This window comes from Vibrio gallaecicus (assembly GCF_024347495.1).
Classification (GTDB): Bacteria; Pseudomonadota; Gammaproteobacteria; order Enterobacterales; family Vibrionaceae; genus Vibrio; species Vibrio gallaecicus.
Genome location: NZ_AP025491.1, coordinates 1,132,235 through 1,145,157, shown reverse-complemented (window position 1 = coordinate 1,145,157; position 12,923 = coordinate 1,132,235). Strand labels below are relative to the sequence as shown.

The window sequence follows — 12,923 nt, the reverse complement described above, 5'->3', positions numbered from 1 at the left end:
AGGGAATGAAGACCACAAAGCAAGCAATTACTCAGGCTATTCTGGGTGTTTGTATATTGTTGAGCGCCAGTGTGGAAGCCAAATTACCTCCTTTAGCGGTGGATTCTGCAAAAGCAGAGTTAGGGAAAAGGCTATTTTTTGATACTCGTCTTTCGGGTGACGACTCAATATCATGCTCAAGCTGCCATATTCCTCAAAATGGATTTTCACATCCAGAAGCACTAAGCCCTGCTTACACGGGCAGTGATGGCTTTCGTAATTCCCCATCTTTGATTAATACGGCATATAAAGAAGTTTGGTTTCATGACGGGCGCATTGGCACCAACTTAAATGATGTAGTAAGAGAAAATATTACAGAAGATTGGCTAATGAATATGGATATGCGCCTCATGCAAGAGCGCATAAAACAAGATCCTATCTACGTTGAAATGTTTCAAAAAGCAGGTCTAGGTGAGCCATCCAATGGCGGTGTGCGTAAAGCCTTGCCCGAATATTTAAAAACTCTAACGTCTAAAAACTCCCCTTATGATTTGAATAACCTTTCCGCTCTGGCTTCTCAAGGTCAGGCTTTGTTTACTGGAAAGGCTGGATGCAGCCAATGCCATACAGGGGAGTTATTCAGTGATGGGTTAGCGCATAATACTGGCGTGCCTGAGAACCCTGATATTTTTACCGACCCTATGCGTCACCAAAGCTTCTTAGCATTCAATATGTTTATGGGTATACAAGATTATTTGGCATTAAAGCGTGATGTCGGGGCTCATGTTCAAACTCATAAAGCAGACGGTTCGGACCGAGGCTCTTTCATTACTCCTTCCCTCAGAGAGCTGACTTATACCGCGCCATATATGCACAACGGGATGTTGAGTACATTGGATGAGGTTGTCGATTTTTATAATCGTGGTGGAGGGCAAGACTCGAACAAAGATCAGCGGATGAAACCATTGTCGTTGAGCAAGCAAGAGCAAGCTGCATTAGTGGCTTTTTTGGAGTCCTTATCAGGCGATCCGTTAATCGGTGATGAATACGAATGGTTAGAATATGACTTTGGCTATGAATACACAGAGGACTGGTCAAATGCTAAGAATTAACTCTACCTGTTTATCGTTGACTGTAATTTTATTTTTGGGCGCGTTCTTCCCATTTTTCGCGAATGCAGGACACAGTTTAGCCCCACTAGGGGAAGTGCCAATCCCGTTAGATAACAAACAAACGCCAGAGAAAATCGAATTAGGAAAGATTCTGTTTTATGACGGGAGATTGAGCGGTGACACTAGCAGCCCATGTTCTGGCTGTCATATTCAAACTCAAGGTTGGGGGTTTCCTGACGATTTGTCTATGGGGTATCCCGGTACCGTTCACTGGCGAAATAGCCAAACCATTATTAATGCTGCGTATTACGATAAATTTTTTTGGGCGGGCAGCGCGATGTCATTAGAAACTCAAGCGAAAGACGCTGCGAAAGGTGCCGTAGCTGGTAATGGTGAAGATGACATCATGGAAGCCCGCTTAGCGCTAGTACCCGAATACGTTAAGCGATTTAAACAGGTCTTTGGTGATGACACACCGAAAATTCATAATGCTTGGCGTGCAATTTCAGCCTTTGAACGCACATTAGTGCAAACAGACACACCGATTGATCAATACTTACGAGGCGACCGTTCAGCACTAACCAAGCAACAAATTCGAGGTAAGCGATTGTTCGAAGGCAAAGCCAATTGTTTGGCTTGCCATAATGGACCTCTCGCGTCTGACCAAAAGTTTTACAACATTGGCGTACCACCAAGTTTATGGTGGGAAGACGATGAGTTGGCGCAAATTACCTTCCGCTTCGAGCTTTATTCAAAAGGCGTAACGGAAAAAATGTACCGAGAAACTAAGGCTGACCCAGGCGCGTATTTCAGAGCGAAGCGCAAAGAAATGCTTGGGAAATTCAGAACGCCAAGCATCCGATATACAAAATATACCGCGCCCTACATGCACAATGGTGCGATCCCTACGCTCAGTGATGTGATTGATTTTTACAACCGTGGCGGCATCGCAAGTGATGGTCGTTCAACTGGTTTTCCGCAAACCAAGTCACCTTTAATCGTACCATTAGGCTTGAATGACCAAGAGAAACAAGATTTGCTTAGCTTTGTCGAAGCCTTCTCTGGGGAACAGATATCAATTGAAGAGCCTGAACTTCCGCCTTACGAAGCGATGTATACAAAAGAACAGATCCTAGAGGCAAGAAAATAATGTCGATAAAATCCAATGCCTCTAGTTTGGCTATTCATAACTCACAAATATTTCAAACATCACCAGAGCCTTTATCGGTTACAGGTGAAAAATCAGATAAAGGTCATGCTAAGTGCATGCTTTCTCGTCGTGACTTTCTACTTTATTCAGGCGCTGCGACAGCCATTTCTTTGGTACCTATCACTTTGTTTGCGGGTACTGAGCAACAGCAAGAGGCTCACGGAAGAGTGGCGGGCTATCCTCGTAAAAAAATTGCAAAAATGAGTCAGTTAATTAACCATGAAGCGGTGTATTTTCAATATCCTGATAATGGTCCTAACTCTATCGCTATGCTGACAAAAACGGATATTGCCTGCGGTGGTGGTATTGGTGAACAAAGGGATGTGGTCGCGTTTTCAATGATGTGTACTCATCAAGGCGGGCCGTTAACCGGTAACTATAAGGCAATAGATGAACACCGTGTTGTGGGGCAATGCCCTTATCATTTGTCGACCTTCGACATACGAAGGCATGGGATCATCGTTTCTGGTCAAGCCTTCGAAAGCTTGCCACAAGTTCTACTGGAACTCGAAGGTGACGACATTTATGCCGTTGGTGTTATGGGGCTAATCTTCGGGCGAATTGAAAATATTGAAGGACTGGATGAAGTTCAAGATACAGAGCTGGCTAAAGATGCGGATCAGGCAAAAGAAAAAGCTGGCTTTAACGAACTAGCAAACTTTAAGAGCTGGGAGTCATAGAATGAGTGAGTATAATCAATTAAGTCATACACTTCTTCCTCCCGCGAATGCAGAAGTAATCACAACAGCTTGTGATTACTGCGTTGTAGCTTGTGGTTATAAAGTCTATCGATGGCCGGTAAGTACTCAATCTGGTGGGGCTTTCGCTCACCAAAACGCCTTTGGTGTGGATTTTCCAACAAGCACTTTGCAAGCATGGGTATCGCCTCAGCAGCATAATATTGTCTCGCATAATGGTAAGCCGCATCATGTGGTTATCATTGCAGATAGAGATGCAAAAGTAGTGAATAAAGGAGGCGACTCTTCTATCCGTGGTGGGCTTTTAGCTCAAAAGGTATATAACCCTAAAACACCAACTAAAGATCGATTGAAGCAACCTCTGGTACGAATCAATGGTCAGCTACAGCCGGTAGAGTGGGATTTTGCATTAGATATTGCCGCGCAAGTTGGTCGCCATGTGATTGATACGCACGGCTCAAATAGCTATTGCGTAAAAACATACTCATACCAATATATTGAGAATACCTACGCGATCACTAAGTACGCATTAAGACACGTGAATACCGCTAATTTTTCATTTCATGATACGCCATCAGATGTGACTGCAACGCCTGGTTTCCGTGATGCTGGCTTTGATAACTTTGCCCCAAGTTATGAGGACTGGGGAGCTGCAGATACGTTAATGATCTGCGGAACTGATCCTTACGAAACGAAGACTATCATTTTTACTCAGTTCATCATGCCTGCGGTTCAACGAGGTATGAAAACCGTTATATTGAACCCACGGGAAACCGCGGGTATTGCTTGGATGAAAAAGCAAGGTGGGCTGCATCTTGATATCAACCCCGGCTCAGACAACTTAGTGATTGGCGCCATCATTCGCGTGATTTTACAAAACAAGTGGGAAGACAGTGAATGGTTAAAGAATTGGGTAAACAATAAGTGGGAATCTGACTCTGGCTTTGGTCAAGGAACACGTAATACACCATGGCAATGGAGAACAACGTGGGGCAAGTTTCAAACTGATGGGATTGAAAGCTACAAATCATGGAACTTTGAACAGAAAGAATTTGAACCTGAATACGCAGCAGGCATAGCTGGAATTGATGTAAATAAGATTTATCAAGCAGCAGAAATGCTCTCTAAACCTGTCAATGGTCAACGAGTCAAAGCATCGATAGGTATCGAAAAAGGCTTCTATTGGTCAAATAATACGGGGAATACTAATGCGATTTCAGCATTAGCAACGGTGATTGGTACGGGCGGTCGAGAAGGTCGAGTGATCGGACGTTTTGGTGGTCACCAAAGAGGCGGTGTCGCTGGTGGTAAATTGCCTCGTAATAAATCACCTGAAAAAGTGGCAGGTCGTAGACGCCGTTCAATTGATACCGATCGCTATCTTTACTCTGGTCACACTCGAATGGCGCATGTTATTGGCACCACTTGGATTCAGTCGATGTGTGGCAGCTATGGGTTGAAAGATAAATTTGTTGAGCTAACAAACGGTAATCCGCATCAAGTTACCTCTCGAGATAAACAGCACATTATTGATACGCTGAAACGCAGAGCTGATTCAGGTGGCATGGTTGTTGTGAATCAAGACATCTATTTGCGTGATCCGATTGGTAAACAGTTTGCCGATATTATTTTCCCCGCAGCCACTTGGGGTGAAGAAGATTTTATGCGCGCGAATGGTGAGCGTCGCTTACGTTTATATCAAAAATTTAATGATGCGCCTGGGCAGTCGAAACCAGATTGGTGGATCATTGCTAATCTTGCACAAAAAATGGGTTACGACGGCTTTGATTGGCAGAATTCTAATGATGTGGCTGAAGAGTCTTCTCGATTCAGCCGCGGTAGCCGTAAAGATTACAATATGATCAAAGTGGCGGCTCATGCAGAAAACAAAACATTGCATCAAAAATTAGCTGAATTCGGTACAGAAGGCATCCAAGGTCCGGTTTTCTACAATTACGATACCAAAGAATTGATTGGCACTAAACGCCTGCATGACACAGAAATGAGTTGGGATGACTTAGTTAAAAAAGGGCTTCAAGACGGTCCTCAAGGGGCTAACATTATGCGTAAACAGCTTACGCAATTTAATAGCCAAACAGGCAAAGTCAATTTACAAAAACATCCTTGGGATTTATTCAGTGATTTCTATTCATGGTTAACACCAAAAGACGATGAACTTTGGTTCTCCAATGGACGTGTGAATGAGATTTGGCAGTCAGGCTTCGATGATGTGGAGCGCAGAAGTTACATTAAGAATCGATGGCCGGATAATTGGATTGAAATTCACCCTGAAGATGCAGCTAAACGCGGCATTGAAGCGGGTGATGAGGTATTGGTGTATTCAGACCGAGTCGCAAATTTTAAAGATACGATTTTAGGTGTTGAAGCCGATGACTTTCAATTTAGTTCATTGATGAAAAATGGTCACATCCAGTTAGATCGTGTTGAAATTAAAGCGGTTGCTATTGTGAGTAGTTCAACGAAAAAAGGCGTACTTTTTTGTAATATGATGGACATGAAAAACCCGGCAAACGCTTTAACCACAAGAGTTGTTGATCAAATCAGTGGCAATTACAACTTCAAGATGGGGGTTGCTCAACTCAAAAAAATCGGTGAGTCAAAATATAAACACCAATTTACAGGCTTCTCGTTTGCCCCTAGAAATATTGTATAACGTTATTTTTTCAAGATTTAACGTTTCTTTTCTTCAAGATTTAACGCGGCAACGCTTCACCAAAATGCCAATAAAAAAACAGCGCTTAATGCGCTGTTTTTTTATATGAAAGAAGTGAGTATTAACTTCAACTTATTTCAGTCTCAATTTATTGAATTGTCGCTTCTGCTTTATCAAGAAGATCTTGCATTTTCTGTTGTGAGCGACGGCTTACGCGTTTCTTTGCCGCAGCACGAGCTTCAACTATGTTTACGCTTGGATCTCCCACAACCACCAAGGCGACCATGCCATGTCGATGGTGCACTTTGCATTTTATGCCATAAACTCCTGGCTTATCAAAGCTGACTTCCTGAGCATTTGAACCCGAAATCATAATAGGTTTTGCTCCGTCTGGTAGCATTCCTTGAATGCTATGCGCAGTGTGAGAACCCACAGTCCCTTTAAACAGTACTTTATCGCCTGGCTGTATTTCTACGTAATCTGGAATGAACTGATACATCTTATCGATGTTCTCAACGTTCATGTCCATCACTTGTTCAATGACTTTGGTTTCAGCAAACGTTGGAGCGGAAAGAATCATGGTTACTATCAGGAAAAAAAGTCTCATCGTTTGTATTCTTCTTAGTAATTAGAATTATTCGCAACAATGCTAAATCATTCACCAGCGCGGTAAAAGTGCAAACTTGTATTAGTTTCTATTTTGTTGATGTGGAATACCTATTTAGTCAATAAGAGTATTATTTTTATTTATGTGCGGGCTTTATTTATTTGTTTGTTAGTTTACTTTGTTGGCGGTTTTTCGCTTCTTCGTTATTTAGCTATGAGTGCTTTATTCATTAATGCTAGTGATACTTTTGAACTTGGTTGTTTGTTTAAAGCCCGGCAGATATCCCAGCCAGATTGCGCGACTTTCGTTAAGCTGACCCCGGTTTCAATTCTAAGCCCTTGGCATAAATAGAGTACATCTTCCGTCGCAACGTTACCGCTGGCACCTAAAGCGTAAGGGCACCCTCCAAGTCCTGCAACACTACTATCGACTACGTTTATTCCCATAGCCAAAGCTTGATGTATATTGGCGAGCGCTTGTCCCCAAGTATCATGAAAGTGAACCGCAATTTGTTCTGTGCTGACTTTATTTTGCACGGCTTCAAGCATGTGGGCGACTCTTATTGGTGTCCCAGTCCCAATTGTGTCGCCCAGAGAGACTTCATAGCACCCTAAATCAATCAGTACTTGTGCTAGGTGAGCGACTTGATCGGCAGAAGTGCTACCGTCATAGGGGCAATCAATCACACAAGATAAATAGCCCCTTACTGGAATGTTTTGCTTACGAGCAGCGGATAACACAGGTTCAAACCGCTTAATGCTGTCAGCAATGGAGCAGTTGATGTTTTTATGGCTAAAGCCTTCCGATGCCGAAGTGAAAATAGCCACTTGTTTTACTCCAGCCTGAAGTGCTTTTTCGAAACCTTGCAGATTAGGGGTTAGGGCAGAATAGATGATGTTTGGCTGTTGCTTTATGTTCTTAAATACTAAATCTGAATCTGCCATTTGTGGTACCCATTTTGGGGAGACAAATGATCCTGATTCAATATGCGTAAGACCCGTTTCAGAAAGCTGATTGATCAATTCTATTTTTGCATCGGTGCTGACCAAGGTTTCATTCTGCAACCCATCACGAGCCCCCATTTCAACAATGGTGACCTTATTCGGCATTGATGAGTGGGATAAGGGGCTGTGCCGTAGAGATGCTTTCATTGTTCACCTTGCTCACCTAGATCACCTAGCTTAAAGCCGACCTTGCCTGTTTGATTTTCGAATGTTGCATTAGAAGATTCGGCAGAAGGCTGCTCAGAAGAAAAAGACTCATCCGCCCAACTAGGCTTCCGTTTATCAAAAAAGGCATTAAGTCCTTCTTGACCTTGCTGAGAAACTCGAACCTCTGCGATAAGCTGGCTGGTGTAATCAATCAGTTCTGCTTCAATAGGCGAAGCATCACAGTGTAAACAAAGGGCTTTGGTTTTTGAAAGTGCGTCAGGGCTATTCAATAGAACACTGGCGATGAAGCGATTGGTTAAATCCTCTATTTCATTTTCATGCGCGACACTATGGATTAATCCAATATGCTGCGCTGTGTCGGCATTAAAACGCTCTGCGGTGAGCATGTAACGCCTTGCTTGGCGAGTCCCAATTGCACGACACACATACGGGGCGATAGTGGCAGGGACTAGCCCAATTTTGACTTCACTTAGTCCAAATTGTGCGTCGTAAAGGGCAATCGCAAAGTCGCAGCAACAAATCAGCCCGAGCGCTCCTCCTAGCGCAAACCCTTGCACTCGCACAAGGGTTGGGTGGGGAAAGGTATCTAAGTGGCTCATCAACTGCGCGAGCGAAGCTGCATCATCTTGGTTGTCGCTTCGGCTTTTACTTGCCATGGATTTCATCCAACTTAAATCAGCCCCAGCAGAAAAATGTTTGCCCGTACCTTGTAAAATTAAACAGCGAACTTTCGGGTTCTTTTCGAGGTTGGAGAGGTGGCTGAGTAATCCCTGAATAATTTGAGCATTAAACGCATTATGCTTCTCAGGGCGATTAATAGAGAGCAGCGCCACACCTTGGTGGTTGATATCACAAATCACGTGTCCAGATGTGTTTGATTTGCTGTCCATAGCCATCCCTCTGAGCTGAGCCATATACAAAATATGAATTCGTAAAGCTGGATTAGAAAAACTACATTAAAAAAGCCACATTCGGGACAGCTACATTCGGAAAATACCAAACTTACTGTCTGAAATTGGTGCTCTTAACGCTGAATTTAGGGCTTTTCCTACAATGTCACGGGTTTCTTTCGGGTCAATAATGCCATCATCCCATAATCTTGCACTGGCATAATAAGGGCTACCTTGAGTGTCATACTGGTCAAGAATAGGTTGCTTGAAATCTGCTTCTTGCTGCTCGGTCCATTCTTCATTTTTGCGGGCTTTTATGTCTCGCTGTACTTGCGCCATCACTCCTGCAGCTTGAGGTCCGCCCATGACTGATATTCTCGCATTTGGCCACATCCACATCATTGTCGGGTCATAGGCTCTTCCACACATTCCATAATTTCCAGCACCATACGATCCTCCCACCACAACCGTGAATTTAGGGACATCTGCACACGCTACCGCCATCACTAATTTTGCACCATGTTTGGCTATGCCTTCCTCTTCGTACTTTTTTCCAACCATAAAGCCTGTGACATTTTGCAAGAAGAGGAGGGGGATTTTTCTCATGGCGCAAAGCTCAATGAAATGTGCGCCTTTTTGAGAAGATTCAGAAAATAGGATGCCGTTGTTCGCCACAATACCTATTGGGTTTCCATGTAAGTGAGCAAAGCCACACACTAAGGTTTTTCCATAGAGAGCTTTGAATTCATCAAATTCAGAGCCATCTACAATTCTTGCGATAAGTTCTCTGATGTCGAAAGACAACCTCAGATCGGAATTGACGATGCCATACATTTCTTCTGGGTTGTAGATGGGAGATTGCACTGTTGATGACTGAGCTATTGGTGACTGGTCTATTGATGATTGGGCCGTTGAATTTGTACTTTGGTTATTGATTTCATTACGGCCACTAGAATGATCTATGTTGGCGCTTTTTATGGCTTGTCTAGCTAGCTCTAGAGCGTGTTTTTCATCTTCGGCATAATAGTCAGCTACACCAGATTTTTTGCAATGAACATCTGCACCTCCCAGTTCTTCTCCTGTCACCACTTCACCGGTCGCCGCTTTAACTAAAGGTGGACCCGCAAGAAAGATGGTCCCTTGCTGCTTGACGATAATGGATACGTCAGCCATGGCAGGAATGTAAGCACCACCCGCGGTACAAAGGCCTAAAACAATGGCAATTTGTGGAATGCCTTGCGCTGACATACGAGCTTGGTTATAGAAAATTCGACCGAAATGCTCTTTATCAGGAAAGACCTCTGCTTGGTGGGGAAGGTTTGCACCACCAGAATCAACCAGATACAAACAGGGTAGGTGACATTTCTTTGCAATACTTTGTGCTCTTAAATGCTTTTTCACTGTAAGCGGGTAATACGTTCCCCCTTTGACCGACGGATCATTGGCGATGATCATGCAATCAATGCCGTGGATCTTACCGATTCCCGCTACGACACCAGCACAAGGAACCTCTTCTTCATAGACCTCCCATGCTGCAAATTGCCCAATTTCGAGGAAATCATTACCTTCATCAATGAGACTCTCAATGCGCTGCCTGACGGGGAGTTTTCCTTTGCTTTTCTGGCGTGCGATAGCGGTTTCTCCACCGCCCTGTTTTATTTTGCTTATATTGGATTGCAGTTCACTGACCAGCGTTTCCATTGACTGCTGATTCTTCAAAAACAGAGGTGAGGTTGGCTTAATTTTCGTTTGGATTACTGCCATCGTCGCACTCCTCCATTGAATGTCATCATTGCCCATCAGATGGGCTTTCAAGTTCCAGAACTTGTTAGAGTTAAGTTCAAGATCTTGTTCGAGTAAACCCTAGGTTTTGTTAAAGCATAGCTAACCTAAAGTGTTAACTGGATTCTTCGAAAAGCTCTCGACCTATCAACATCCGCCTAATTTCAGATGTACCCGCCCCGATCTCATACAATTTGGCATCTCTTAACAGGCGACCTGCGGGAAACTCATTGATATAGCCATTGCCACCTAATAATTGGATCGCATCTAATGCTATCTGTGTGGCAAGTTCCGCTGCGTATAAAATAGCGCCTGCGGCATCTTTTCTGGTGGCTTCTCCGCGATCGCACGCAGCAGCAACAGTATAAACATAGGCTTTAGCGGCATTGGTCCGTGTGTACATATCAGCAACTTTCGCCTGTACGAGTTGAAACTCGCCAATAGACCGACCAAACTGCTTACGGTCATGAATATAAGGGATAACTAAGTCGAGGCATGCTTGCATAATGCCTAAAGGACCTGCGGCTAATACCACACGTTCGTAATCCAGCCCACTCATCAGTACTTCAACGCCATGGTTTACTTTTCCCAGTACATTTCCTACTGGCACTCGACACTGGTTAAACACTAGTTCACAAGTATTAGAACCTCTCATTCCTAACTTATCGAGCTTTTGGGCATGGCTGAAACCTTCAAACTCACTTTCAATAATAAAGGCAGTAATACCATGTGATTTCGCATCAGGATCTGTTTTCGCATAGACCACTAAGGTATGCGCATCTGGCCCGTTGGTGATCCACATTTTTGTACCATTTAGAATGTAATGATCGCCGTTTAGTTCGGCTTTCAATTGCATCGCCACCACATCAGAACCAGCATTAGGTTCACTCATTGCAAGCGCACCAATATGGCTACCATCGATTAATTTTGGGAGGTATTTTTCGCGCTGCTGCTCTGTACCATTTCTGAAAATTTGATTCACGCATAGATTGGAGTGTGCACCATAACTGAGGGCAATCGATGCAGAAGCTCGGCTGATTTCTTCCATGGCAATTACATGAGCAAGGTAATTCATGCCTGCACCACCGTACTGTTCGTCAACAGTCACACCAAGTAAGCCCATTTCTCCAAATATCGACCATAAATGATTGGGAAATTGATTGTCGATATCGACTTGAGCCGCAATAGGGGCGATGTGCTCGTTAGCAAAAGCCTGAACATGTTCACGTAACATATCGGCAGTTTCGCCAAGACCAAAATTGAGTGGTTTGAATGTGTCTTGCATAACTCCTCCCGAACATGGATGGAACGTTAAACGCAATTTATTATTGGTGGCGTTATGTGGTGGTGATAGTTGATGACGTCACTATTTATCTGGCAGCACTGTGTATCTGAAGGTGCAACTGATTTGCGTCGCTTTAAGTAACCAACTACTGCCGTTGTTCATTAAATGATGCTATTGGTTTGAAATTTAACTTGTTCCTATGTTTATAAATGTTAGTGCTATGCTTGTGGAAACGTCAAGAAATCAGAATCGAATTACCGAAATCAGATATTGCATCTGGAGGGTTAAGTGATGAGCGATGAAATATGGATTGTTTCCGCTAAACGAACACCAATGGGCAGTTTTCAAGGAATGCTTAGTGATTTTAGTGCTCCACAATTAGGCAGCATAGCCATTGAAGCGTCGGTAAATGCAGTTGCTATTCCGCTGGAAGATATTGATGAAACAATTATGGGTTGTGTACTTCCGGCTGGGTGTGGGCAAGCTCCGGCAAGACAAGCCGCTTTAGGAGCTGGGCTGCCATTTTCAGTGGCTTGTACCACTATCAACAAAGTGTGTGGCTCTGGAATGAAATCGGTCATGTTGGCTCATGACCTGATCAAATCAGGTAGCCTTCGATGTATCGTTGCTGGTGGAATGGAAAGCATGACCAATGCCCCTTACCTGCTGAAAGAGTCTCGTAAAGGGATGCGACTTGGACATAAAACAACACACGACCATATGTTCTTTGATGGCTTACAAGATGCTTATCAAGGTGAATTAATGGGGGTGTTTGCTCAGAAATCGGCAGATAGGTTTCAATTTAGCAGAACAGAAATGGATGAATGGGCAGAAAAATCGGTGAATTTGGCGGTAACTGCGCAAGAACAAAACCTATTTTCTGATGAAATGATCCATGACTTCTATATAGGCGAGCAACTCATTGATTTTGATGAACACCCAAGAGACATCGATCCTACTAAAATTTCGACTTTGCGGTCTGCTTTCACTAAAGATGGAACGATCACCGCGGCAAATTCTAGCTCAATAGCGGATGGGGCTGCGGCTGTGATTGTTATTAATGAAACACTAGCACGCCACCATGGTCTGGAGCCTCTTGCCATCATTAAAGGACATGCCACTCATGCTCGTGAACCTGCGGAGTTTACCCTCGCTCCTGTATTTGCGATTCAATCACTGCTCTCTCAATTAGACTGGGATATTGAAGATGTCGATCTCTGGGAAATTAATGAAGCATTTGCCGTGGTGACTCAAATCGCCGTTAAACAATTGTCGATAGATCCTTCAAAAGTCAATGTAAAAGGCGGTGCATGTGCCTTGGGACACCCTATTGGAGCGAGTGGTACTAGGATCTTAGTCACTCTTATTCATAGCCTCAGACAGCTTGTTTTAGCTTCACAAACAAACGCCCCTTCAAAGACTCCTCAGGTACTTAGAGGTGTGGCTTCATTATGTATTGGAGGAGGCGAAGCGACAGCCGTTGGAATTGAAGTTTCAGTCGTTAATTCATAATT

At 43.7% G+C, this 12,923-nt stretch carries 10 protein-coding genes; 5 read left to right on the top strand and 5 right to left on the bottom strand.

The window, feature by feature from the left end:
* The first annotated feature begins 5 nt into the window (after positions 1-5).
* The 4 genes from OCU78_RS20020 to OCU78_RS20005 all read left to right on the top strand — a co-directional run bounded on the left by OCU78_RS20020 (position 6) and on the right by OCU78_RS20005 (position 5,673).
* Positions 6-1,091, top strand: coding sequence for a cytochrome-c peroxidase (locus OCU78_RS20020; protein WP_137373807.1), 1,086 nt, complete (start codon positions 6-8; stop codon positions 1,089-1,091).
* Entirely contained in the window at positions 1,078-2,241 is a 1,164-nt protein-coding gene (locus OCU78_RS20015; RefSeq protein WP_137373808.1) for a cytochrome-c peroxidase, read from the top strand. Before OCU78_RS20020 ends, OCU78_RS20015 begins: the two co-directional genes overlap by 14 nt.
* Before the next feature lie 116 nt (positions 2,242-2,357).
* The gene (locus tag OCU78_RS20010; protein WP_137373874.1) at positions 2,358-2,981 is read left to right on the top strand and encodes an arsenate reductase (azurin) small subunit; all 624 of its coding nucleotides are present in this window, start codon (positions 2,358-2,360) and stop codon (positions 2,979-2,981) included.
* A gap of 1 nt (position 2,982) precedes the next feature.
* Positions 2,983-5,673: an arsenate reductase (azurin) large subunit gene (locus OCU78_RS20005; protein ID WP_137373809.1), complete on the top strand. Its 2,691-nt coding sequence runs from the start codon at positions 2,983-2,985 to the stop codon at positions 5,671-5,673.
* Between the two features lie 148 nt (positions 5,674-5,821).
* Here the strand turns inward: OCU78_RS20005 and OCU78_RS20000 are convergent, their stop codons facing one another.
* From OCU78_RS20000 to OCU78_RS19980, 5 genes are all read right to left on the bottom strand, one after another.
* Complete coding sequence (locus OCU78_RS20000; protein WP_137373810.1) at positions 5,822-6,280, bottom strand: plastocyanin/azurin family copper-binding protein; 459 nt, start codon at positions 6,278-6,280, stop codon at positions 5,822-5,824.
* 203 nt (positions 6,281-6,483) lie between these two features.
* On the bottom strand, positions 6,484-7,431 hold the full coding sequence (locus OCU78_RS19995) for a hydroxymethylglutaryl-CoA lyase (protein ID WP_137373811.1): 948 nt from the start codon (positions 7,429-7,431) through the stop codon (positions 6,484-6,486).
* Complete coding sequence (locus tag OCU78_RS19990; RefSeq protein WP_137373812.1) at positions 7,428-8,342, bottom strand: enoyl-CoA hydratase-related protein; 915 nt, start codon at positions 8,340-8,342, stop codon at positions 7,428-7,430. Before OCU78_RS19990 ends, OCU78_RS19995 begins: the two co-directional genes overlap by 4 nt.
* Positions 8,343-8,432: 90 nt before the next feature.
* The gene (locus tag OCU78_RS19985; RefSeq protein ID WP_137373813.1) at positions 8,433-10,106 is read right to left on the bottom strand and encodes a carboxyl transferase domain-containing protein; all 1,674 of its coding nucleotides are present in this window, start codon (positions 10,104-10,106) and stop codon (positions 8,433-8,435) included.
* A 133-nt stretch (positions 10,107-10,239) separates the two neighbouring features.
* A complete protein-coding gene (locus tag OCU78_RS19980) occupies positions 10,240-11,409 on the bottom strand; it encodes an isovaleryl-CoA dehydrogenase (protein ID WP_137373814.1) in 1,170 nt (389 codons plus the stop codon).
* A gap of 291 nt (positions 11,410-11,700) precedes the next feature.
* On the opposite strand from OCU78_RS19980, the gene OCU78_RS19975 reads away from it, so the two are divergent.
* On the top strand, positions 11,701-12,921 hold the full coding sequence (locus OCU78_RS19975; RefSeq protein WP_137373815.1) for a thiolase family protein: 1,221 nt from the start codon (positions 11,701-11,703) through the stop codon (positions 12,919-12,921).
* Positions 12,922-12,923 lie beyond the last annotated feature (2 nt).

Excerpts from the sequence above, each read along its gene's own strand:
- OCU78_RS19975 (WP_137373815.1), top strand. The coding sequence starts at position 11,701 with ATGAGCGATGAAATATGGATTGTTTCCGCTAAACGAACACCAATGGGC.
- OCU78_RS20000 (WP_137373810.1), bottom strand. The coding sequence starts at position 6,280 with ATGAGACTTTTTTTCCTGATAGTAACCATGATTCTTTCCGCTCCAACG.
- OCU78_RS19980 (WP_137373814.1), bottom strand. The coding sequence starts at position 11,409 with ATGCAAGACACATTCAAACCACTCAATTTTGGTCTTGGCGAAACTGCC.
- OCU78_RS20015 (WP_137373808.1), top strand. The coding sequence starts at position 1,078 with ATGCTAAGAATTAACTCTACCTGTTTATCGTTGACTGTAATTTTATTT.
- OCU78_RS20010 (WP_137373874.1), top strand. The coding sequence starts at position 2,358 with ATGCTTTCTCGTCGTGACTTTCTACTTTATTCAGGCGCTGCGACAGCC.
- OCU78_RS20020 (WP_137373807.1), top strand. The coding sequence starts at position 6 with ATGAAGACCACAAAGCAAGCAATTACTCAGGCTATTCTGGGTGTTTGT.
- OCU78_RS19990 (WP_137373812.1), bottom strand. The coding sequence starts at position 8,342 with ATGGACAGCAAATCAAACACATCTGGACACGTGATTTGTGATATCAAC.
- OCU78_RS20005 (WP_137373809.1), top strand. The coding sequence starts at position 2,983 with ATGAGTGAGTATAATCAATTAAGTCATACACTTCTTCCTCCCGCGAAT.
- OCU78_RS19995 (WP_137373811.1), bottom strand. The coding sequence starts at position 7,431 with ATGAAAGCATCTCTACGGCACAGCCCCTTATCCCACTCATCAATGCCG.
- OCU78_RS19985 (WP_137373813.1), bottom strand. The coding sequence starts at position 10,106 with ATGGCAGTAATCCAAACGAAAATTAAGCCAACCTCACCTCTGTTTTTG.